Source organism: Moorena producens PAL-8-15-08-1, from assembly GCF_001767235.1.
GTDB lineage: Bacteria > Cyanobacteriota > Cyanobacteriia > Cyanobacteriales > Coleofasciculaceae > Moorena > Moorena producens_A.
Genome location: NZ_CP017599.1, coordinates 5783886 through 5806714 on the forward strand (window position 1 = coordinate 5783886; position 22829 = coordinate 5806714).

Below are 22829 nucleotides of genomic sequence, written 5' to 3' on the forward strand. Positions count from 1 at the left end.
GCCAAGTCAATGGTCACTCAGGACTTAGGCTTATTTAAGATGAGGCTTTTATCTACGCCAAAAGAGTTTTCACTAGTAGCCCAAGGAAAAAAAAATAATTAATTCAGGGGTCTACGAGATTATTTGTGCTAATTCATAATGGTCACAGATAACCGAAATTATAGATATCCATAGACAGGATTTGGAGTCAATTATTTGGCCATAATTCCCATAGCACTGTCGATTGCTAAACTTGCTAGTACGAAAGTATTCATTTTTATTCTAAGCACTAAACCTTGGATGAGTAATGTCTAAACAAAAGCGTAAAAGGTTAAGGTGCACCAGCGCTTGGAGGCTGCAAAGTTGGAAAATTTGCTTGCCCGCGATCGCAATAATCATGCTGTTGTGTGCCGAGGTAGCAGTAGCCCAGAATCCACCTTTTCAGACTACTCTTGCATCTCTCCAAATTGCGGTGGATACTATCTGGGTGATATTCACTGGTTGTTTAGTATTCTTCATGAACGCGGGCTTTGGGATGTTGGAAGTTGGTCTTTGCCGCCAAAAGAACGCTGCCAACATTTTGACTAAAAACCTGATTGTGTTTGCCCTGTCTACAGCCGCTTACTGGGCAGTTGGCTTTGCTGTCATGTTTGGTGATGGGAATCCTGTTTTAGGTTTCAATGGCTTGTTCCTTTCAGGATTAGATAATAGTCCAGCCATAGGAGAAGCCTACAACGGCGTCTTCTATTCACTAAAAGATATTGGTATACCCCTCAACGCCAAATTCTTTTTTCAACTGGTTTTTGCTGGAACTGCTGCGACTATTGTGTCTGGAGCAGTGGCCGAGCGCATCAAATTTTCGGCGTTTTGTCTGTTCAGCGTTCTACTTGTGGGCATCATTTACCCAATCATGGGTCACTGGATTTGGGGAGGAGGCTGGCTAGGAGGAGGCTGGCTACAAGGGCTAAAAGTTTGGGACTTTGCTGGTTCAACCGTAGTTCACTGCGTAGGCGGTGGCTCTGCCTTAGTAGGTGCTTACCTTCTCGGACCACGCAAGGGCAAATATATAGATGGCGTGTCCTATGGGCTGCCCGGACACAATCTCAGCCTGGCGATTCTAGGTTGCTCGATTTTATGGCTGGGCTGGTTTGGTTTTAATCCCGGCTCAAGCATTTTTAATCCCGGAACAACGAATTTAGATCCCAACTCCATTAGCCATATTGTCCTCACGACGAATATAGCAGCTTGTGCAGGGGGTATTGCCGCAGCTATAACTACCTGGTTTGACCCAAGGGATCCTGACAGTAGGGCTGACCCCACTATGATTATTAACGGAGTACTGTCGGGTTTAGTAGCTATTACTGCATCCTGTGGATTCGTTACGATTGGTAGCGCTATCACCATCGGTCTACTGGCAGGAATAATTGTAGTCTTTTCAGTGGACTTCTGGGACAGGATGAAAATTGATGATCCAGTAGGTGCTATTTCTGTCCATTTTGTCGGTGGAGTCTGGGGAACACTGGCTTTAGCTCTTTTCAGTGAAGGACCTGGTGATTTGTATAGTATTGGTAACGGTCCAGTAGCCGGACTATTCTGTGGTGGCGGGATAGATAGTATCCGGCAGCTTTTTATTCAACTACTCGGCATTGTTGCAGTAGGTCTGTCAACGGTTGTCTTGAGCTCCCTGGCTTGGTTATTTGTTAAACGCATACTTTCCTCAGATCTCAGAGTTACAGAAAAAGCAGAAATTGAAGGTCTAGATTTCCACGAACACCGTATGACTGCCTACACTGGCTTTTTGCTTAAAGCAGATGTCAAGCAATCATCCCTGAGAGATCAGCAAAAACATAATTAACACACTGTTCTGTAGATACAATCAAACCCATGAAATTATAGGATTCAACCGGTTGTGAAGGTAATCAATATAGCGTTTATAGGACTCATGAGGTACACATTATTTTTTACCTCTTCCCTCTTCCCTTTTCGCTCTTACCTGCTCCCTGCTCCCTGCTCCCTAAAAACCATAAATTTGTACCTCACAATTCATAGAATTGCTATAACAGTATTTTCCAGCAAATAAGTTGAATTTGATACAGACAAACTAAGCCCAAAGATTATAATCATAGAAGCAAATTAATTCAGGAATAATGTGATCATAGTTTTATCGGATGCCTCTCAAGACTATCAAGATAGCAATCCGTGTAGCAATTGAGATGATTTTGATCCCTATTCCCTATTCCCTATTCCCAGATCCGCTGTTTCCCTGTTCCCTATTCCCAGATCCGCTGTTCCCAGATCCGCTGTTCCCTGTTCACTTTGCTAGAGTAGTTTAATCAAAATTAATCCCATGACCATAATCAATATGTCAAACAAACAACAAGATTACGATAGCCTTGTTAGGGAGTTAGTAGCTTATAATGATGACATTTTAGGTGCAGTTATTCTCCATAAACAGTTGCCACTTACTGAGTTAATAGGTATTTTAAATAAAAGTGAAACTCTCAGAATAGCCGATAAAATAATCGAGTTTCACAAAGCTATTAACCGCTTACCTAGTCTGGTAAACAACGAAAAAATATTGATGGAATCTAGAGATACTTTGCTGATTGTTGTTTTTTACCCTAATCAGTGTTTGTTGCTAGTTAAAGCTAAGCAAACTGATATCGTTGGCAGGATTCTACATGCTATTGAAGAAACATCACAAAAGATTCAGTATTTACTTGACCCTAGAGTAAATTATCGGAATGGTTATCAGTTCTTTGATAAGCCAAAGGATAATGAAATAATATACAGGAATAAACCCCTAAGTCCTGAATTTTAGGACGTTCCCAAATTTCAATACAACTGGGGAACAAAGAATTGCTCATTCAGAGGTGGGCGCACATAGTTATTGGGAGCCTTCTTGCGTGGGGGTAATTCTAGAGGTTCCGGTGTCATATCAACGTAGGGAATCTTGCTGAGAATATGACTGATGCAATTAAGCCGAGCCCGCTTTTTGTCATCAGCTTCCACCGTGAACCAGGGGGCTTCGGGAATATTGGTGTGAGCCAACATGTTGTCTTTTGCTTCGGAATATTCCACCCAGCGATCGCGAGATTCTAGATCCATCGGGCTGAGCTTCCAGCGACGAGCGGGATCGGTGGTGCGAGATTGGAACCGTCGCTCTTGTTCTTCATCGCTGACTGAAAACCAATACTTCAGCAAAATTATGCCAGATCTGACCAACATCCGCTCAAATTGTGGGCAGGTTTGCATGAATTCCTGATACTGTGCATCGGTACAAAAACCCATCACATGCTCCACCCCAGCGCGATTGTACCAACTGCGGTCAAAACAGACAATTTCACCGGCTGCGGGCAGATGAGCGACATAGCGCTGGAAATACCATTGGGTCTTTTCCCGATCACTCGGTGTACCCAATGCCACAATTCGGCAGCCACGTGGATTTAGGGGTTCGGTAATCCGTTTAATAGTCCCTCCCTTACCCGCTGCATCACGTCCTTCAAACACAATCACAATGCGGGTACCAGTATGCTTAGTCCAGTATTGCATTTTCACCAGTTCCAATTGCAAACGGGCAAGCTCCTTTTCATAAATTTTCCTGGGAAGTTTAGAGCTGCCTTCTGCCTCAGAAATGTGGTAGAACACTTTTCGTTCTGACTTGGTAAGATTGGCCTTCTTTTGTTTCTTGAGTTTTTTCTTATTTAATTTTTTCTTATTTAGTTTTTTCTTATCTTTCTTTTTGATATCTGCTGCTAGTAGATGCTTCTTTTTGCTCGCCCGTTGGGACTTATCCCCATTCACAGATTTAGTTTTCATTGCTATACAACCCTGTATTTGTATTGAGGTAAGTAAGATGTAGGGTGGGCAGTAGATCAGGCAGATTCACCAAGCTAGCCATTGCGCTACGCGCACGCTACGCGAACGGGTGGCTAGGCACTGCCCACCCTACGATTAATATCCTAGATAAAGTTAGTGCGTTCGCGTAGCGTAGCCCTTCGGGCTAATCGCAACTCTAGATCGCCTTGGCAAAGTTAGCTGGATCTTGGTCACGTCGGTGACGGATGGGAATAGCAGAACCTTGACCATTTCCTACTAAAGAGGCAGTTTTTTCCAGAGACTCTCTGAGCCTCTTAGCCGCATAGATAGACATATCCCGAGGAACACTAATTCTGTCGCGCAAATATCTAAGAGCAGGATCTGAACCCAACGGTGGCATACAGGTTTCCCCGGTAATCATGTGTGTCAAGGCACAACGCAGGGCTGGATCAAACAAGGTCTCGTCGGCGGGGTTAACTCGAATGATATTGGTGCGGTGTTTAAGCACTCGTTGGAGAGCTTCAGTACGGGAGGTTTCCGGTTCTGGGTAAGTTACATCCGGTAGCCCTTCCCAAGGACCATTGTCTACCCGTGCCTGATTGACTAACGTCTGGGGTTTATCGTTTGGCCAGCAGCCCCCCATCTGGGGAGGCAAATCATGGACATGGGTGTGGAAGTCGCTTTGTGTGCCACGATAGGTAGGTCGGGTTTCCATGGCTTCAAACCAAGCTGCCAATCGGGGGTTTTCTTCCCTGATAGAATAGCCTTTGTAGTAATAAAGACTGGCATTCATCCTTTCCACATAAGGCATGAAAATTACATCAACAGTACCGAACTGATCAAGAAAGTAAGGACCTGGAGTGGAGCTTAGGGCATTTTCCACCATCTCCATCACTTGAATAAATTGGTCTTGGTGATGTTGCTCTTCTTTAGATGAACGTGTAGGATAGCACAGCCAAGTACACCAAGCTCTAAACAGAAGTCTCTCCAACTGCCTTAGCTTTATGACAGCCGGGTCTTTCATACTTTGCTCTAAGGGTTTAAAAACCCGCTCTAATCCGATTAAAATGTCATCACTTTCGGTAATCAATTTACCATCTAGCTCTAGGGCTGGTAGCATCCCCGATGGCACTTTCTGCTTGTACCAACGTTCTTTCTTACCATAACAAAACATGGTAATTTTTTTGATACGATAAGGAATTTGTTTTTCTTCCAACCATAGCCAAATTTTCTGGCAGTAAGGGCACCAAGCGTGGTTATCCCGGTATAGGGTAACCCGAATATCAGATTCAGTAAAACCAAATAGGCGCAAACAAGATTGAGCGTTAGTAGCGCCATTAACAGTATCTATTTGAAAATCCGTCAGAGCTTCTAGTTCTTGCCAGGTTAGGGGGGCGATGCTCATGGGGGTGGGTTTCATTAAAGTTTGATACAAAAGATACTATCGCATATTTTGTGTAAGCTATCAGCTATCAGCTATCAGCTATCAGCTATCAGCTATTGAATAAAATAAGCTGGACGCGCACGCGTGAGCTAAAAGCTCACGGCTGACGGCTGACGGCTGACGGCTCACGGCTGACGGCTCACGGCTGAATGCTGACAGCTGAGTGCTTAGAACCAAGACAGTGATAAACCTGAGCTTGGTAACCATCCACGGATATTAAATTATTAACAGAATTCTCAGCAGAACAATTAGGTAACTCTTCAACTGTTGCGTTAAAATTCACCAACCATAAATCTAGGGTACTTGACAAATCAGCGACAGTTTGTTTAAGAGTGATAGCAGCAGGACAATTGGTCTGCTGGCACTGAATTTGGTCTTGATGTGCCAATAGAAATTTGGGATTGACGGAGGATAGTTTTTGATCAGCCTTCTGTTGGAATTCCCAAGCCAGCCCCATCATTTCACCAGTCTGTACCAAGGTGTTGTGAGTAGTAGCAATTAGTATCGGTACTGATGACTGTTGTTCGATTATCGGTACCAATAAATCTGGACGATAGTATTTTTGATAGCCTAGATTGCTGACTACGGTAATACTACTCAAAAACCCCATTAACAAAACTAGCGCTATGGTTTTGGGTATCCCATGGCTACTATTATCAGTGGGATTTGCTGTTGAAGGGTGACGGTTACTGACGGCTAGGGCGGCTGCTACTAAGACAATCACAGCAGGGAAGTAGACGAAACTATACCGAGCACCACGGGTGAGGTCGGTACCAAGGCAGTAAGTAATACCAAAAAATAATGCGATCGCACTAATCAAGAAACTCCCTAAAACCCCTGTGACCAAACCAGTCTTAGGGTGATTTAGTTGTATTTTTAGATAGCGATAGAGAATCGGGAGCAACCAGATTAGAAACACCAACATCACCAAACCCGAAGCAATGACCACTATCAGGGAAGATGACTCCACGGGCAATAGAGATAACATGGTAATCCAAGCAGCGAGAGCTTGAAAAATTGGCTTAGTCCAAGCCCAACTCCCATCATTGCTACTGATAATCCATTCAGTCATCTGAGCATCGTAACTCGATAGCCACACCGGTAACCAAACTAATCCTCCCATAGCACTACCTGCCGCAACTGCACCAATGCGCCGGATGGGATAGGGTCGAGAAGGAGAAATTTTGGCTAATCCCCAAAGTCCTAACAAAACCATGGCCTCAGCACAGAGGGTCAGGAGAAAAAAATAGTGGGTTGATATACCATTACAATTAACCACTACCCAAGACAGGGATATCCAAATCGGTAGAACAGTCTGGCGTTGAAGATGTTGTACAGCAATAATTAAGCAGCACAGGGATGCCATCACCCACAAAATGGCTAAGGTGTAATGACGAGCTTCCTGGGCTAGAAAGACACCATAGGGAGATACAGCCATAATTGCTGCTGCTAGTTGAGCGACTAACCGGGAACGAAACCCTACCCAGCTCAGTCCATAGATTAGTGGAATTGATACTATACCGAACAGGGCGGGAAGCGATCGCATTCCCCAAATTACTAAGTCGCTATCCTGTAACGATGTTCCATCAAACGCCTGTACACCAAAGGAGAATAGCCTCATCCACCAGTTCGCGAGAACAAAATATAGGGGAGGGTGGTGATCCTCAGTGAATAAATGATGAATAACTGCGGATGCTCCCGATTGTGGATTAAATTCCAGTGGTTGTAACAGGGTAGAGAGGGAAATGGCTTGGTCTAGGGGTAAGGTTTGATAACTATTGCCCAAGCTGAACACTATTGTGGCAAATTCATCAGTCCAGGGGGACTTCAGGGTGAGGTTAGTGAAGCGTAAAACACTGCCAATAGTAATCCAGAATAATAGCAACAGGGGGTAAAACCCGAGACTTCTCAGGAAAGTTTTCAACAATAGTAACCTCAATCAGCACAAGGAGCAGACTTGCCAATGGAATTGAAATACATGACAGACAAAATATATGGAATCAGGGGGTTTTAGCCCCTAAGTTATTTTCACCTTCCGGCTACACCATGGAGATGTTCAACTGCGATCACTGCGATCATTGTAGATTTACTGAGTGTAGGTTTACTGAATATGCCTGTGATTACCACTAGTGTTGATACTATTCTCAACCGTGCCTTAGGGGGTATTGATATATCACCCGATGAAGGGGTTGTGCTTTTGAAGCAAACTGAACCTCAGGCCGTAGCGTCAATTCAAGAAACTGCGGATCGGTTGCGCTATAGACAAGTTGGGGATACGGTTACCTATGTTATCAACCGTAATATCAACTTTACAAATATCTGTACCCAGCACTGTAGTTTCTGTGCTTTTCGTCGGGATGCCTCTGAAGAGGGTGCTTATTGGCTCGATTGGCAGCAAATTCATGAAAAGGCAGCGGATGCGCTGCGGCGGAATGCTACAGAAATTTGCATGCAGGGCGGACTCAACCCCAAGGCAAAGATGAATGGGTCAACCTTGCCCTATTACCTAGAGTTGGTAAAAACCATTAAGCAAGAGTTTCCTCAGCTGCATCTCCATGCTTTCTCTCCCCAGGAAGTGCAATTTATTGCTGAGCAAGATGGACTTAGCTATGCCCAGGTGATTGCTCAACTACAAGAGGCTGGTCTTGGTTCAATGCCAGGAACAGCAGCAGAGATTTTAGATGATGATGTCCGACGTATTCTTTGTCCAGAAAAGACCAATACCGCCACTTGGCTAGAGATTGTGTCAACAGCTCATAAACTGGGAATGCCCACAACCAGTACCATGCTATCGGGTCATATTGAGACACCCCAACAACAAATGGCACACTTGGAAAAATTGCGATCGCTTCAACAAACAGCCCGTAACCAGGGATACCCTGGCTTAATCACTGAATTTATCTTACTGCCCTTTGTCGGACAGGAAGCCCCCAAACCATTACGCCATCGTGTTGGACGGGATCAACCAGTCTTGAAAGATGCTCTGTTGCTCACAGCTGTAGCTCGGATTTTCCTAGGGAACTGGATTAAAAATCACCAACCCAGTTGGGTAAAACTCGGTCTTGCTGGGGCGACAGATGCCCTTAAATGGGGTTGTAATGATATTGGTGGCACATTAATGGAGGAGCATATCACCACCATGGCCGGAGCTATGGGAGGTACCTGTATGGAAGTAGAAACATTACAAGCAGCCATTCAATCCATTGGGCGTCCCTATCAGCAACGAGATACGATCTACACCTAAGATCAAGTCAAGTTAATTACTTCTAATATGATTGAACCCATGGCTGTTAATTAATAATTGGTAATTGCTGCTAATTGGTAATTACTAATTGCTAATTTACGAACAACCAATTTTAATCAGATTCAACGGTCACACAAAGATATAAGCTCTTATCTTCATGTCCCTAGCAATCAAATCCATGACCAAAAAAAAGAAATCTTTTCTACTGCTAATTTTTGCAGCAGCCGTCTTGGTAGTAGGCGGTGGAGTAACCGCTTACTGGTTGCTAGTGCGGCGGCAGATTTTACAACCAGATATTCAGGTAAGTACCCAGTTAGTTCCGCAAAATGCCTTTTTTACCGCATCAATTTCTACAGAATCCAAACAATGGCAACAGTTGCTAAAGTATGGCACAACTGAATCTCGACAAGTTTTGGAAAAACAGCTTGCTGAGTTGCAGGAAAATTTACTAACTGCTAACGGCTACAACTATCAGCAAGATATCAAACCTTGGTTGGGTGAAGACGTTACCCTGGCATACTTTAGCCCTAGAGACTTATCACCAGCAGTCTTATCAAACGATCAATCAGTTTTTCCCAGTTTGATTGTACTACCCATTGACAAACTAACCCAAGCAATGGAGCTGTTCAAAAAAGCCAAGTCTCAATCAGGGAAACAGTGGGTTGAGAGAACCTACAGAGGTATTCAGGTTTACGAAACAAACAAGAGTAACTCCCAAAAGTACTCAGTAGCAGTGCTAGGGCGTTTTCTAGTAGTGAGTGAAAACCCCAAAATTATTGATCGGGCGATTGACACCTACAAAGGAGCTATTTCCGTAGCTAGTAAAGCTGGCTACCAAGATGCGATCGCTGAGATTAAAGCTGATCAGTCCTTTGCTCAGTTGTATATTAATCTACCAGGTTTTTTAGCCGCAGTAGCCTCTGATGCCCAGGAGCAGCCTGAAAAAACTAAACCCTTAAAGCAAGACATAGTCACAACAGTAACCCTAGCACCAGAGGGGATAAGTTTTGAAGGGATTTCCTGGGTCAAACCCAGAAGCACTGTTAACACCAGTAACCAAAATAGCGGTTCTTTTTTGCCTAGACGGATGCCAGCGAGTACCCTAGCCATTATATCTGGGGGTAACATCAGACAATTTTGGCAATACTATACCGAACAAGGAGCATTAAATACTTTAATGCCCATTTCCCCAGACAATTTCCAAGCTGGATTGAAAACTACCTTAGGGTTGGATTGGGAAAAGGATTTACTATCTTGGATGGAAGGGGAGTTTGCCCTAGCCTTAATACCAATGTCTGCCGAACAACTGGCGCTTGAGGATAACCCTTACTCTGCGCCCTTAGGAGCTGGGATAGCATTGATGGTAAAAGTAAGCGATCGCTCTAGTGCTCAAGCAACTCTACAGCAATTGGATGACTTAATCACCAATAGTTATCAGTTACCGGTGGTAGAAACTCAGGTGAACGGTCAACCAATGGTTAGCTGGACAGCTACTCTAGGAGGGGTGAATGCTACCCACGGCTGGTTAGAAGGGAATGTAGTCTTCTTCACCCTAGGAGCCCCCATTGCTAGTGAACTGGTCCCTCAACCCCAAAAGACACTAATTCAAGCACCTCTGTTTCAAAACACCGTACCAACCAAACCTAATCCCAACACTGGTCAATTTTTCCTTGATGTTGAGCGTACCCTCAACAGCAGTAATCTCAATCTCGCCCAACTACCAACCGAGCAAGAAACCTTAGCAAAGGCAATTAACACGATTGGCTTAACGGTTGCCAAAATCGACCCCAATCGTACCCGCTTTCAACTTTTTGTTCAGTTGAAAAAAGAGCCTCAACCCAGTAAAGCGACTGAAACTAAGAAGGGAGATAATCAGCAAAAACCCTAGAGACCTTATTAGATATTAGGTAAGCAGTCAGGGGTCAGTGGTCAGGGGTCAGTGGTCAGGGGTCAGTGGTCAGTGGTCAGGGGTCAGTGGTCAGTGGTCAGCGCTCTACATTAGGCTGACGTAACTCAGATTAAACAAATGGTTACCTGTTGTCTTGATGCAGTCGCTCATGGGGGAAACCACGGCAGTTGCTCATGGGGGAGACCCCCAAGACCGCACTGCCTCCCCAAGACCGCGCTGCATCGCTTATTCACAAAAGCTGATAGCTGATAGCTGATAGCTGATAGCTGATAGCTGATAGCTGATAGCTGATAGCTGATGGCTGATAGCTGATAGCTGATAGCTGATAGCTGATAGCTGATAGCTGATAGCTGATAGCTGATAGCTGATAGCTGATAGCACTAGGCATTAGGCTTTAACTAATCCCTAAAGCCTAATGCCTAACACCTAACACCTTGACTTAACCCTCAAAAGTACATTGAGCGAGTACTAGTTTATGCCATCGATACAGCACCAGATTTACTAGCAGCTTCCTTAAGGATTTCTGCTTTATCAGTTTCTTCCCAAGGTAGAATCAAATCAGTACGCCCGAAATGACCATAAGCTGCTGTGTCTTGATAGAAACGACCACCCCGTTCTGCGGGTAATCCGCGCAGATTGAACGTTTGGATAATTCCAGCAGGACGGAGTTCAAAATAGTTGTTGACCAATTCCAGCAAAATCTCCTCGTCCACCTTACCAGTGCCAAAGGTTTCTACAAGGATACTCACGGGTCTAGCCACCCCAATCGCGTAACTCAGCTGGACTTCGCATTTGTCTGCTAAACCTGCTGCCACAATGTTCTTAGCAGCATAGCGACAGGCATAGGCAGCGGAACGGTCTACCTTCGTGGGGTCTTTGCCAGAGAAAGCACCACCACCATGCCGTGAGTAACCGCCATAGGTGTCTACAATAATTTTGCGACCAGTTAAACCGGCGTCACCTTGGGGACCACCAACTACAAATTTCCCTGTGGGGTTCACCAAGAAGCGTGTTTTATCATCCGGCTTAATCTCGATATCTTGGAAACAGGGTTCCACCACTGCTGACCACAAGTCATCTTTAATTTTTGCCTGGACAGCTACCTCATCGGTAATATCACCAATAGTGGCATCGTGTTGGGTGGAAACCAGAATCGTATCAATCCCAACCGGTTTGCCATCTTCATAAACCACACTGACCTGGGTTTTGCCATCAGGACGCAGGTAAGATAAATCACCAGTTTTACGTACAGCTGCCAGACGGCGAGAAACCCGATGAGCCAGGCTGATCGGCATGGGCATCAGTTCTGGGGTTTCGTTGCAGGCAAAGCCAAACATCAGACCTTGGTCCCCTGCACCGATAGCATCCAGTTCATCGTCACTCATTTCCTGCCGACTTTCCTGGGCAGTAGTCACCCCTTGGGAAATATCAGGAGATTGTTCATCAAGAGCAACTAAAACAGAGCAACTGTTGGCCGAGAAACCATTGTCGGCATCTGTATAACCGATTTCAGCAATTTTCTTCCGCGCCAAATCAATCAAATTGACCTGGGCTTGGGAGGTAATTTCACCAGTAATCAATACCAAACCGGTGTTAACGACCACTTCTGCCGCAACACGGCTTTGGTGATCTTGAGCGAGCATAGCATCTAGGATAGTGTCAGAAATCTGATCACAGACTTTGTCAGGATGACCTTCGGTAACCGATTCAGAGGTAAATAAATAGCGACGAGACAATTATCAATTCTCCTTTAACTATTACTGAACCTGTATAGCATAGATCATTTTGAGTTGCTTGAACTCGCCACTATTAAAATTTTAAACTATTATTGTAGCATTTTTAATAAAATAATGGTAAATAAATGCTGAAAAAAATCTTGAATTAAATCCTTAATCCTTTTTCAGGATGATTTGACGAGTAAATAGTCAAAAAGTATAGTTTTTTTGACTATTTACCTATTTTTCAATTGATGAATCATGAAATTCCATAATCCGAGCAACGTTTTATCCTCTCGCTCTGGTTCTTATGAAATTTTTAACATTTCACCCTTTGTGGTATTTTTCCCTTTGGCAAGGGTAATGATTCAGCTATCAGCAGTCAGCTATAAGCTAATCACCAGATTTCTGAACAAACAAGATGCACCCCATCTGTTACATCCCTTCTTGATGCAAAGCGCGAGTGGGGGGAACCCCCAAGACCGTAATGGTGCTTTTTCCGTAGGCGAATTAAATTCGCCACGGGTCGCACCTCTGCATCGCTTACCAATCCCTTGCCATTATGTTTTATTTAGAATCCCCTAAAACCTCCTTTAAAGCATCCAACACTTGCTCGACATTCTCTCGCCGAGAGTTATAACCCATTAAACCAATGCGCCAGACTTTACCAGCTAATTCACCCAAGCCGCCACCAATTTCCATGTTGTAATCATCCAGCAGTTTGCGGGTAACTGCCTTGCCATCTACCCCGTCTGGTATCCGAACCGTGGTCAAGGTAGGCAAACGAAATTCTTGCTCGACGTGACATTCTAGACCCAAATCAGCCAAACCTTCCCAAAGCAATTCAGCATTAGTTTGATGCCGTTCCCAACAAGCGGTTAGTCCTTCTTCAGCAACCAATCGCAACGCTTCGCGCAAGGCATAATTCATATTAATTGGAGCTGTATGGTGGTAGGTGCGCTCGTCACCCCAATATTTGCTCAACATCGATATATCCAAATACCAATTAGCGACTTGGGTGGAACGCTGGTGGAGTTTTTCGAGGGCACGAGCTCCCATAGTGAAAGGAGAAATGCCTGGTGGACAGCTAAGCCCTTTTTGGGAGCAACTATAGGCCAGATCAATCCCCCATTCATCAATAAACAGTGGCACCCCACCTAAACTGGTGACTGTATCAACCAGCAGCAAGCAATTGAAATTTCGGCACAACTCAGCCACACCCTCAAGAGGCTGACGGGCACCCGTTGACGTTTCAGCATGAACCAAAGCCAAGACAGCAGGACGATGGGTTTCCAAGCCTTCTCGGAGTTCATCAAGGGTAAAGACTTGCCCCCAAGGCTTCATTAGTTTACGGACATCAGCACCATAACGACCAGCCATATCCACGAGTCGGTGTCCAAAGTAACCATTAACCCCAACTAAAACCACATCACCTGGTTCTACTGCATTGGCTAGAGTAGCTTCCATGGCCGCACTACCTGTCCCACTCATGGGCATGGTCATCGGGTTATCAGTTTGCCAAGCGTAGCGGAGTAAGGTTTGCACTTCGTTCATCAGTGCGATGAAACGGGGATCCAGGTGACCAACTGGGGGCAGTCCCAAGGCTGTTAATATGGAGGGATGGGCATTAGATGGCCCGGGTCCGAGTAACAGCGTCGGAGGCATATCTATATCGGTCAGGGAGACTCGATTATTATCTTTGATTGATGGGGTTGAGGTCATTTATTATTTATAAGTGTTTGGTAAAGTAAGAGTTAACCAAAATAAATAATAACCCGAATGTGGCACCGTTTTGTAGGAAGTAAGGTGGGGTCAGGGCAAGAATCAATAAGGCGGCATTATTATCAACAATATTGATCTAAAAATGCAATAGTGCTGAGCAATCTTGGCTTAATATGGTCATAATCCTTGCCCTATATCACATTTTGGCTCAAGTTTTATTGCGCTTACCCTGTCTATTACGGTAGTATTTAATCAATTTTTGAAGACCTGTAATTGGAAGGGTTATCAAAAAACCAGGAACTTTAAATATTAATGCAAATATAAGTCCAAAATAGTACTTAGCTTCAAACTCTAACTTTTGCTTAACTATCTCGTCGGCTTCTTCTTGTGTCATTTCTCCTTTGTAAACCTTTTAATGAAGTTCATGGAACTGCATTTTGGTTATTAATAAATCGCCATCAGGATCGTAAGTCATTTTATTTTTTTAATTTTTTTTGTTTGTCTTAATTTTAGCTATAAATTAAAAATATCGGGACTTGGGAAGAAGGCAAAAGAGCGGATGTAGTGATTGAACTACTCTCAGCCAGTACAGCTGAAAAAGATAAGACTCAGAAGAAGCTGATTGATCACCAGTTGCCAGTGCCAGAGTGCTTTTGAAGGTTGTTAGGTTGTTCGCTTAGCCTGGCCTATTGGCCAAGGTTAGTAGGCTGTTCGCGTAGCGTGGCCAAACGCGCCCCGCGTGGCCAATAGGCCAAGGCCAAGGTTGGCAGGTGGCAGGTTAGTAGGTTAAAGGTTAGTAGGTTAAAGGTTAGTAGGTTAAAGGTTAGTAGGTTAAAGGTTAGTAGGTTAAAGGTTGGCAGGTGGCAGCTGGGCAGGTTGAAGGTTGCACCGAAAAGTAGGCTAGAAAAGAAAAAGATTCGCGATCTGCACGCTTATGCGATCGCTAGTTTGGCAAGCATATAGATTCAGGATAAATACTGTGGTTTTTAAGATTGCTTTATTAGGATTAGGGACCGTTGGTACAGGAACAGCAAAGATTTTACTCGACACAGCTGGACGTAACCCACTACTGCAAGGGATAGAAATTGCCAAGGTAGGAGTGCGATCGCGTGATAAGCCCAGAGAAGTGCAACTACCACTGGAGTTGATGACAACCGACCTAGAAGAAATTGTCACCAACCCAGAGATAGATATTGTAGTAGAGCTACTGGGAGGATTAGAACCAGCGCGATCGCTTATGCTCAAGGCGATTGCCGAAGGTAAACATATTGTCACTGCCAATAAAGCCGTTATTTCCCGCTATGGGGATGAAATTTTTGCGGCGGCGGAAGAGGCTGGAGTCTACGTCATGTTAGAAGCAGCAGTTGGGGGGGGTATCCCAGTAATTCAACCCCTAAAACAGGCATTGGGAGTGAACCGTATTCACAGTATTACTGGCATTGTTAACGGTACTACCAATTACATCCTGACCCGGATGCAACGGGAAGGGGGAGAATTTGGCAATATTCTGGCTGATGCCCAACGGTTGGGATATGCTGAGGCTGACCCTACTGCTGATGTGGATGGATTAGATGCCGCTGACAAGATTGCTATTTTAGCTTCTATTGCTTTTGCAGGACGGATTAATTTATCTGATGTCCACTGTGAAGGGATTCGTCAGGTCAGTGCAGCAGATATTGTTTATGCTGAGAAACTGGGGTTTGTAATTAAACTCTTAGCTGTAGCCAAGCGAGACCCCATGGCAACTGGGGATAACCCAAAGTCTGAAACTATTCAGCTGAGGGTACATCCTACCCTTGTCGCCAAAACTCACCCCCTTGCCAGTATCAATGATGTTTACAACGGGATTGTGGTAGAAGGCGAACCGATTGGACAAGTGATTTTCTCTGGTCCTGGTGCAGGTTCTGGTCCGACAGCCAGTGCGGTAGTGTCGGATATCTTAAACATTGCTGCTGTCCTCAAAAGCGATCGGGAAGCCAAGCAACTACATCCTTTACTTAGTTGTGCTCATCAGCACTATTGTACTGTTGCTCCTATCTCAGACCTGGTCACCCGCTTTTATGCGCGGTTCCTCAGTCAAGACCATCCTGGTGTAATTGGGCATTTAGGCACCAGTTTTGGCAAACATCATGTCAGTTTAGAATCTGTGGTGCAAATTGGTTTCCAAGGAAACTTAGCAGAGATTGTGGTCGTCACTCATGATGTGCGTGAAGGGAACTTCCGACAGGCTCTAGATGAAATTCAGACTCTAGAGGCAGTCGATAGTATTCCTAGTATTTTAAGAGTGCTCTAAAGGTTGAATAGTTGAAGGTTGAATAGTTGAAGGTTGAATAGTTGAAGGTTTACTCTTTTAGAGGGTTGAGGGAAGTCCTTGGCCAAAAGGCCACGCTACGCGAACGGGGAAAGTTCAAACCATAGTAGCCATTCCCGAAGGTTAGGTTGTTTGCTTGAAGTCTAAAATTTGAAACCGTTTACCTGTGCCCTAGTCTTGATCTATGAATCAATCGTTAACACTAAATGTAGTGCGCTGGCTCCCAATTGTTTCTACAATTTTTTGGCTAGTGACCCCAACTGTTGCTACTTCAAACTTGGGAACAACGGATTCCTATTCTGGTTCTTTATCTGTAGATGATGGTTGGCGATGGACTTCGTCCCGCTTTCAGCGAACGCAAAGCCAGTTAAATTTCACAAATTCCACACTTCAACCAGCCAACCTGCAACCTTGGCCAAAAGGCCACGCTACGCGAACAACCCTGACAGTACAAACAGTACAACAGCCACAAAACACAGTAAGTCAAAACACAACAATACAGGATATCTGTCCACCGCCAGTGCTCTCCCGCTTAACTCGCCACCAAGTGGCTGCAGGTGAAACCGTCAAGAGTATTGCCAACCAATACAACCTTGAGGAGGCTACACTACTTCGATTTAATCGAGCCTTAAACCGACAGTCAATGCCAGTGGGCCAAGAGATTTTGATTCCCCCATTCAATGGCATCTTGGTGAATGTGCCATTGAATGCCACTTGGCAAGACTTAGCAGACGCCTACGGTGTCCGTGCTGCCGTTTTATTTGAGTTAAATGGTTGTAAAAAACCCTCTAAGCAAGCCTTTATCCCAGGGTTGAGTTCCCTTGGCATCGGTATTCCCACAGCAACGAGGGAAACTCCGAGTGTAGATAGCTACACGGGATTGACTAATTATCCCTTACCAGCTGTGGCACGGATAGGACTGGATTACGGCTGGCGGCAAGATACTGGTGAGGATGAAAAGAAGTTTCACGCTGGTGTGGATTTAGTGGCACAGGAAGGTACTCAGGTTTTTGCCAGTGATAGCGGTATAGTTGCCTATGCTGGACCACAAGACACTTATGGTAATTTGGTCGTGATTAATCATGAGGGAGGACGCCAAACCCGCTATGCTCACTTAAACCGTACTACTGTCAGTCCAGGTCAGAAGATTAATGTTGGACAGTTATTGGGGACAGTGGGGACTACTGGAAATCCTGACATTAACCAACCCCATCTACATTTTGAGGTTCGTTTGAATTCCCCTGGGGGTTGGGCAGCACAAGATCCAAAATTGCATTTGAAAATTACTCCATAGTGACCTCTCCCCGGGTAAGCATTCAGCTGATAGCTGAATGCTGAGATTTTTTGGCTCATCTCTTTCCAACTCAGTTTAAGTGGTAATCTTGCCGGACTTATGCCAAAAATCTCCCTGAATTAGGGTATGGAATAACCAATCATCAGAGGTTTGAGGATAATCGATCCGGTAATGTCCGCCTCGACTTTCAGTGCGCCAAGCCGCACTTTTCAAAATTAAATAACCAACATCGGTCAAATTGAGAGTTTCTGCAGCTAGCCTCAGGTGCTGCTCAGCTCGATCAGAGTGTAATTGCACTGTTTGGTTGGGTGTCGCCTTCAGTAAGTATCCCATAATATTCAAATCAGTGAGTTGAGAACGCCAACTATTTAGTTGTGCGATCGCATCTTCAAGTATTCCTTGAGAGCGAGAAATCCCAGCACTTTGCCACATGAGTTTAGGTAAATTTTGTCTGATTGAGTTAACCGTCTCCATCTCGTTATTCCAATCCTGTTGTTCCTGCCTTACTGGCAGAAAGTGATATCCCATATCATCACCACCATTAACCTTGGAGTTAACCGTTAGCTGGGACAATTGAGCAGCAAAAACAATACATTCTAGTAGTGAGTTACTAGCTAAACGATTAGCACCATGAACTCCTGTACTGGCAGTCTCACCGATAGCATATAGCCCATCGATGGAGGTACAACACTCCAAATTCGTCGCAACTCCCCCCATCCAATAATGAGCCACAGGAGCAATAGGAATGGGCTGTGTAAACAAATCGATGTCCCACTGTTGACAGGCTTGAATAATACTAGGAAAACGCTCTCGCATCCTCTGGGCTTTTATGGGTCGCAAATCCAGATAAACACAATAGGGATCGGGTTTCGTTTGCTGTAAGTGACAGAAAATTGCCCGACTGACCACATCCCTGGGTGCCAGCTCTCCATCAGGATGATGATTAAACACAAAACGCTGTCCTTGGGCATCAATTAAATGAGCCCCTTCCCCCCGCACAATCTCAGTAACCAAGAAACGGGGGATTCCAGTTATTGTTAGCGCCGTCGGATGAAACTGAAAAAACTCTGGATCCCGGATCAAGGCTCCTGCACGCCAAGCCAGACCAATCCCATCCCCAGTACTGACCGTGGGGTTTGTGGTGTGGGAAAAAACTTGACCGCCGCCGCCAGTGGCTAAGACTACTGCCGCAGCTCTAACCCAGCGGATATATCCCTGATAGAGGACACTCACCCCCTGACAGTTACCTGTTGCTTCATTCAGCCACAAACTCAAGGCAAACGCCTGGGAAAACACCTGAATGTTTTCCCGTTCCAAAACTTGACTCGTGAGCGCATCAATCAGCACCTTTCCAGTCGTTTCACCAGAATGGAGCACACGAGGACGAGAGTGTGCCGCTTCTAGCTCCAGGGCGAGTTTCTGACCATGGCGGTCAAAGTTGACTCCCATCTCTAGAAGGGACTTGATCGCACCAGGAGCATTATCAGCTAAAAGTTTAACTGCTTCTGGTTCGCAAAGACCTGCCCCAGCTTTGAGGGTGTCTTCCCAATGGGACAATGGAGTATCTGACGGATCGATCGCCGCAGCAATGCCTCGTGCCCAGTTACTTGCTCCGGTTTTCAGGGCATCTTTGGTAATTAAGCCCACTTGTAAGTAGGAAGGCAAAGATAAAGCAGCATAGAGCCCTGCTGCACCAGAGCCAATAATTATAACATCAAACTGGGAGGGAATATTTGGCAATTCTGAGGAATTACAGAGAGAAATTTGAGAGTCTTGCATAGTTTCGCCCTTATACAATTGTGCCAAAACAAGATTCTTTTAAGCAAACTCCTTTGCTCACTTCTTGGTCATCTATTGTTAGAATGGCTTCCCTGTATTCCAAGCTGAGGTTACTTTCCATCGTGGATGTTCGATTTCGCAGAATGCTTGACCAAGTTGCAAAGGCTCTATCGAAGATCAAGTCATACATTCTGTTTTGAATGCTGGCATGAGCACTTGTTTGGCGATGATAAGACTTTTCCCCGCGCAACAATATTTGCTTTTCTGTTTGGGAAGTATCCAGTTCGGAAGTATTTAGTTTAGAAGTATTCAGGAAATTGAAATGATTGTTTCTTTCTTGACCAAATGTGGCATCAGCACTCCAAATAATACCATAATTATGGAAGAGTGCATAAACAAAATGGTAGCCCCAAAACCTCGGATAATTTCCCTCATAAATTTTGCAATATCCTTGCCCTTTTTGAGTACCATTATCTGTATGAACAATGCATTCAAGTTGTGGCTGATGGATAACATCGCGCTGATTTTCTTCACCAGGAACACCCCAGGTGAATTGGGTCGTTACTTCAAATTGCACTTCCAGATTGGCTTCTGGCAAACAAATTATTCCAGTTTGATCGTTTTTTTGGATAGAGATATGATCAGCTGAGCTTCTTTGTTCCGAGGTATTAATCAGTTCCCTGGAATTGCCATGGATGTCACTCCACCAGGCGGAGTAATGCTCAAGGGTTTTGGTTTTAAAATGTCTAAGAGCAAGGAGAGAACCGTCTTCGAGAAAGAAATGGTATTGCTCATTATAAACAGAGGTTAAAGGGTCGAAATAGGTGTCTGGTACTTGGTATATCTTTGGAGCACAAGGTTTCTTAGCAGTGATCAATGCTCCACCAACGCTACCCCCTTTAAGCATATCCCGACCAATTCGATACAATCGACTGCGGTGTTCAAAAATGTCTTCACCGAAGAGTTTGATTGATTCTTCTTTGGACTCGATGAATTTCTGATAGCGTTCTTTTATACAACGTTGCCATCCGGTTGTTAAATCAATGAAACAAATTTCAGTAAACCCTGCACGCTCGAAGTGCTGTCGGTAGGTTTCACGGGTTGGCACGTAAGAAGATTTAAATACTTCTTTTAAAGTGGTTTTGACTTCCGGTGTCAGGGTGCAATTGGCAACGTAATCCTCAACGTAGATACTACCATTTTCTTTCAAAGCTCGAAAACAAATTTCAAGGACTTTGTCACGCTCTTCAATGTGTAATAAGGATAGAAATGAAATGATGTTGTCAAATGAATTGGGTAACAGGGCATCGATGATTTCGGAACTGAGAACATTGCCAGTAAGGTATTGGATGCGCTGATCGAGTCCCATCCGTTGGGTAAGGTCTTGGGCAATTTCACTAAAATCCTGTCTTAATTCTACACATTGGAGGTGACATCCCGTTTTATAGCTAATATATCGAGCTGGCCCACCCACACCACTTCCTATATCCAAAACGCGAGAGTTGGGATTGAGCGATAAATAATTGATAGCGCGATCGCAAGCTTGACTACCAAAGTAGTGATATTGATCCAGATGACCCAAATCTAGCAAATCTTGAATTTCTAAAGCTCCGGTAGCTTTTCCTTTTTGCTCAAGGGCTTGACGAATACTATAAATGCGCCAATCGTAAAGTAAAGCTGCGTCTTTTGAGGAAGAAGATTGATTCTCCCATCGCGGTAATGTCATGATTACTTTAAGGTAAGAACATATCTAATTTGAGTCATGCTTAGATCGGAGGATGTTTGAAAATCAATCCTTAACAGACTTTTTCAAACATCCTCTAAGATTTAGACACTGGACAACATCTGTTTAGCAGCGGAAATCTGCGCTGACATCTCTAACATCCGTTGCATGGGCTTGAGTGCAGCAACCCGAATGTCTTCTGGTAAAGTAATTTCCGGTGCCCGATTTTTCATTGCCAAATATAATTTTTCCAAAGTATTCAACCGCATGTGAGGGCATTCATTACAGGCACAGGTCGTTGCTGGTGCGGCAATAAAATGCTTGTGGGGCATATGCTTTTCCATTTGATACAGAATACCGGGTTCAGTAGCAACGATAAATTTATCCGCAGCACTTCCCTGGCTATACTCAAACAAAGCTCTCGTTGAACCAATGTAATCCGCATGGCGTAACACTGGAGCTTCACATTCGGGATGAGCAATAAATTCTGCTTGAGGATGTTCAATTTTAAGTTGTACGATCTTCTTTTCCGAAAAAATTTCATGAATCATACAACTCCCATCCCAAAGTACTAAATCCCTTCCTGTTTGTTCGCTAACATAGCGACCAAGGTTTTTATCCGGAGCGAAAATAATTGGCTGATCTTTTGGGATTTGATTAACAATATCTACCGCATTAGAGCTGGTGCAAATAATATCACTCATTGCTTTAACCGCAGCAGAGCAATTAACGTAACACACTACTAAATGATCAGGATGGGCAGCTTTGAAAGCAGCAAACTCTTCGGGAGGACAGCCATCAGCCATAGAGCAACCCGCATTTAAATCCGGTAATAATACTAACTTGTTAGGGTTAAGGATTTTGGCAGTTTCTGCCATGAAATGGACTCCAGCAAAGACGATCACATCAGCATCTGTAGTAGCCGCCTGGCGAGATAAGGTTAAAGAGTCACCCAAATAGTCAGCAATATCTTGAATATCAGGCTCTTGATAGTAGTGAACTAAAATAACTGCATTTAGCTCCTTTTTGAGATCTTCAATAGCTGCGAATAAGTCATCTGGTAGAGAACTCAAGTGGGTGTTTGTTTTTGTTGATTCTGTGACAAACATAGTGAGGTTTCCTTATGGATTGAGGTATTCTTAGGGATGCAGAAAGGGGTTAATGGTGGGTTCAAACGGGAGCATCTCATATTTGAAAATCTTGCGTAGGGTGCGTTAGGGGGGCTCTCATTTTCCGCCTCGTAGCCAGGGTTTGGACAGTCCCCCCCGTAACGCACCACTGTGTCAAACAGCAAAAATGAGATGCACCCGGTTCAAACTCTATAAGAGTAGAATATTTAGTGTTTAATAGCAAGAGATTAAATCTTAAATTTTTGTTTAAAAAAGGGTAGTAAGTCAAGAAACTTAAGATAAAACTGAGCATGGTTATTGCCTGATCAGACATATTATTTGTAATACGATCCGCAAACTCGTCTTATCTTCACTAAATTTAAAAAGCCTATTGGCAATATATTATTTGAGCGAGGTAGCGGTTATATTTGCTTGCATAACCCAGTCGGATTGATCCTACTAGCTTTCAATATGGTGCAAACCATTTACGCTTAGAAACTCTTTATTGTAAATTTTAGATAGGTATTTAATTCCGCTATCACAGAGAACAGTAACTACGACGTGTTTCTGATCTGAACGATTGGCAATAAGTTGAGCAGCAAAAACGTTGAGACCACTACTGCCACCAACAAGCAAGCCTTCATCGTTAACCAGTTGATGGCAAGTAGAAATAGCTTGTTGATCTGAAATCTTCAGAACCTCATCAATCACAGAAAAATCCAGGCATTTTGTAGGTGCCGATTTTCCCGCCCCCTCAATAATTGAAGATTTACCAGGATCT

General features: G+C 44.2%; 19 protein-coding genes. 9 read left to right on the forward strand and 10 right to left on the reverse strand.

Going from position 1 to position 22829, the window contains the following annotated elements:
• Positions 1-286: 286 nt before the first annotated feature.
• The 4 genes from BJP34_RS21170 to BJP34_RS21175 all read left to right on the forward strand — a co-directional run bounded on the left by BJP34_RS21170 (position 287) and on the right by BJP34_RS21175 (position 2800).
• The gene (locus BJP34_RS21170) at positions 287-1834 is read left to right on the forward strand and encodes an ammonium transporter (RefSeq protein ID WP_070394053.1); all 1548 of its coding nucleotides are present in this window, start codon (positions 287-289) and stop codon (positions 1832-1834) included.
• A gap of 87 nt (positions 1835-1921) precedes the next feature.
• Positions 1922-2059: a hypothetical protein gene (locus BJP34_RS43990; RefSeq protein WP_158517364.1), complete on the forward strand. Its 138-nt coding sequence runs from the start codon at positions 1922-1924 to the stop codon at positions 2057-2059.
• A gap of 88 nt (positions 2060-2147) precedes the next feature.
• Positions 2148-2312: a hypothetical protein gene (locus tag BJP34_RS43995; protein ID WP_158517365.1), complete on the forward strand. Its 165-nt coding sequence runs from the start codon at positions 2148-2150 to the stop codon at positions 2310-2312.
• A gap of 14 nt (positions 2313-2326) precedes the next feature.
• Positions 2327-2800 carry a hypothetical protein gene (locus BJP34_RS21175; protein WP_149031099.1) on the forward strand — a complete coding sequence of 158 codons (474 nt, stop codon included), beginning with the start codon at positions 2327-2329 and terminating at the stop codon, positions 2798-2800.
• Positions 2801-2814: 14 nt separating this feature from the next.
• On the opposite strand, the gene ppk2 is transcribed toward BJP34_RS21175, so the two are convergent.
• The 3 genes from ppk2 to BJP34_RS21190 all read right to left on the reverse strand — a co-directional run bounded on the left by ppk2 (position 2815) and on the right by BJP34_RS21190 (position 7166).
• Positions 2815-3798 carry a polyphosphate kinase 2 gene (gene ppk2 / locus BJP34_RS21180; protein ID WP_193431269.1) on the reverse strand — a complete coding sequence of 328 codons (984 nt, stop codon included), beginning with the start codon at positions 3796-3798 and terminating at the stop codon, positions 2815-2817.
• 196 nt (positions 3799-3994) lie between these two features.
• Positions 3995-5203, reverse strand: coding sequence for a glutathione S-transferase family protein (locus BJP34_RS21185; RefSeq protein WP_083305646.1), 1209 nt, complete (start codon positions 5201-5203; stop codon positions 3995-3997).
• Positions 5204-5381: 178 nt separating this feature from the next.
• On the reverse strand, positions 5382-7166 hold the full coding sequence (locus BJP34_RS21190) for a glycosyltransferase family 39 protein (RefSeq protein WP_070394055.1): 1785 nt from the start codon (positions 7164-7166) through the stop codon (positions 5382-5384).
• Positions 7167-7352: 186 nt separating this feature from the next.
• Here BJP34_RS21190 and cofH point away from each other — a divergent pair, with 186 nt between their 5' ends.
• Together cofH and BJP34_RS21200 are read left to right on the forward strand one after the other, a co-directional pair.
• Positions 7353-8486 carry a 7,8-didemethyl-8-hydroxy-5-deazariboflavin synthase subunit CofH gene (gene cofH / locus BJP34_RS21195; RefSeq protein ID WP_070394056.1) on the forward strand — a complete coding sequence of 378 codons (1134 nt, stop codon included), beginning with the start codon at positions 7353-7355 and terminating at the stop codon, positions 8484-8486.
• A 178-nt stretch (positions 8487-8664) separates the two neighbouring features.
• On the forward strand, positions 8665-10374 hold the full coding sequence (locus tag BJP34_RS21200) for a DUF3352 domain-containing protein (RefSeq protein ID WP_229423955.1): 1710 nt from the start codon (positions 8665-8667) through the stop codon (positions 10372-10374).
• A 494-nt stretch (positions 10375-10868) separates the two neighbouring features.
• Here the strand turns inward: BJP34_RS21200 and metK are convergent, their stop codons facing one another.
• Positions 10869-12131 carry a methionine adenosyltransferase gene (metK, locus tag BJP34_RS21205; RefSeq protein WP_070394058.1) on the reverse strand — a complete coding sequence of 421 codons (1263 nt, stop codon included), beginning with the start codon at positions 12129-12131 and terminating at the stop codon, positions 10869-10871.
• Positions 12132-12371: 240 nt separating this feature from the next.
• Here metK and BJP34_RS21210 point away from each other — a divergent pair, with 240 nt between their 5' ends.
• Positions 12372-12695: a hypothetical protein gene (locus tag BJP34_RS21210; protein WP_070394059.1), complete on the forward strand. Its 324-nt coding sequence runs from the start codon at positions 12372-12374 to the stop codon at positions 12693-12695.
• Here BJP34_RS21210 and BJP34_RS21215 read toward each other — a convergent pair.
• The gene (locus BJP34_RS21215; RefSeq protein WP_070394060.1) at positions 12678-13832 is read right to left on the reverse strand and encodes a pyridoxal-phosphate-dependent aminotransferase family protein; all 1155 of its coding nucleotides are present in this window, start codon (positions 13830-13832) and stop codon (positions 12678-12680) included. The two genes, BJP34_RS21210 and BJP34_RS21215, sit on opposite strands and share 18 nt — an antisense overlap.
• Positions 13833-14040: 208 nt before the next feature.
• Positions 14041-14226, reverse strand: a complete 186-nt coding sequence (locus BJP34_RS21220) for a hypothetical protein (RefSeq protein ID WP_070394061.1) — start codon at positions 14224-14226, stop codon at positions 14041-14043.
• A gap of 585 nt (positions 14227-14811) precedes the next feature.
• Between BJP34_RS21220 and BJP34_RS21225 the strand changes: the two genes are divergently transcribed.
• A complete protein-coding gene (locus BJP34_RS21225) occupies positions 14812-16125 on the forward strand; it encodes a homoserine dehydrogenase (RefSeq protein ID WP_070394062.1) in 1314 nt (437 codons plus the stop codon).
• A 202-nt stretch (positions 16126-16327) separates the two neighbouring features.
• Positions 16328-17437, forward strand: coding sequence for a M23 family metallopeptidase (locus BJP34_RS21230; protein WP_083305286.1), 1110 nt, complete (start codon positions 16328-16330; stop codon positions 17435-17437).
• 75 nt (positions 17438-17512) lie between these two features.
• On the opposite strand, the gene nadB is transcribed toward BJP34_RS21230, so the two are convergent.
• The 4 genes from nadB to BJP34_RS21250 all read right to left on the reverse strand — a co-directional run bounded on the left by nadB (position 17513) and on the right by BJP34_RS21250 (position 22810).
• Complete coding sequence (gene nadB, locus BJP34_RS21235; protein ID WP_070396805.1) at positions 17513-19216, reverse strand: L-aspartate oxidase; 1704 nt, start codon at positions 19214-19216, stop codon at positions 17513-17515.
• A gap of 10 nt (positions 19217-19226) precedes the next feature.
• Positions 19227-20942: a methyltransferase domain-containing protein gene (locus BJP34_RS21240; protein WP_070394063.1), complete on the reverse strand. Its 1716-nt coding sequence runs from the start codon at positions 20940-20942 to the stop codon at positions 19227-19229.
• A 101-nt stretch (positions 20943-21043) separates the two neighbouring features.
• On the reverse strand, positions 21044-22048 hold the full coding sequence (gene nadA, locus BJP34_RS21245; RefSeq protein WP_070394064.1) for a quinolinate synthase NadA: 1005 nt from the start codon (positions 22046-22048) through the stop codon (positions 21044-21046).
• 459 nt (positions 22049-22507) lie between these two features.
• Complete coding sequence (locus BJP34_RS21250) at positions 22508-22810, reverse strand: pyridoxal-phosphate dependent enzyme (RefSeq protein ID WP_083305288.1); 303 nt, start codon at positions 22808-22810, stop codon at positions 22508-22510.
• Positions 22811-22829: the final 19 nt, after the last annotated feature.

Coding starts and splice junctions, on each gene's coding strand:
- BJP34_RS21170 (WP_070394053.1), top strand. CDS start 287: ATGTCTAAACAAAAGCGTAAAAGGTTAAGGTGCACCAGCGCTTGGAGG.
- BJP34_RS43990 (WP_158517364.1), top strand. CDS start 1,922: ATGAGGTACACATTATTTTTTACCTCTTCCCTCTTCCCTTTTCGCTCT.
- BJP34_RS43995 (WP_158517365.1), top strand. CDS start 2,148: ATGCCTCTCAAGACTATCAAGATAGCAATCCGTGTAGCAATTGAGATG.
- BJP34_RS21175 (WP_149031099.1), top strand. CDS start 2,327: ATGACCATAATCAATATGTCAAACAAACAACAAGATTACGATAGCCTT.
- ppk2 (WP_193431269.1), bottom strand. CDS start 3,798: ATGAAAACTAAATCTGTGAATGGGGATAAGTCCCAACGGGCGAGCAAA.
- BJP34_RS21185 (WP_083305646.1), bottom strand. CDS start 5,203: ATGAGCATCGCCCCCCTAACCTGGCAAGAACTAGAAGCTCTGACGGAT.
- cofH (WP_070394056.1), top strand. CDS start 7,353: ATGCCTGTGATTACCACTAGTGTTGATACTATTCTCAACCGTGCCTTA.
- BJP34_RS21200 (WP_229423955.1), top strand. CDS start 8,665: ATGACCAAAAAAAAGAAATCTTTTCTACTGCTAATTTTTGCAGCAGCC.
- BJP34_RS21210 (WP_070394059.1), top strand. CDS start 12,372: ATGAAATTCCATAATCCGAGCAACGTTTTATCCTCTCGCTCTGGTTCT.
- BJP34_RS21215 (WP_070394060.1), bottom strand. CDS start 13,832: ATGACCTCAACCCCATCAATCAAAGATAATAATCGAGTCTCCCTGACC.
- BJP34_RS21220 (WP_070394061.1), bottom strand. CDS start 14,226: ATGACACAAGAAGAAGCCGACGAGATAGTTAAGCAAAAGTTAGAGTTT.
- BJP34_RS21230 (WP_083305286.1), top strand. CDS start 16,328: ATGAATCAATCGTTAACACTAAATGTAGTGCGCTGGCTCCCAATTGTT.
- nadB (WP_070396805.1), bottom strand. CDS start 19,216: ATGCAAGACTCTCAAATTTCTCTCTGTAATTCCTCAGAATTGCCAAAT.
- BJP34_RS21240 (WP_070394063.1), bottom strand. CDS start 20,942: ATGACATTACCGCGATGGGAGAATCAATCTTCTTCCTCAAAAGACGCA.
- nadA (WP_070394064.1), bottom strand. CDS start 22,048: ATGTTTGTCACAGAATCAACAAAAACAAACACCCACTTGAGTTCTCTA.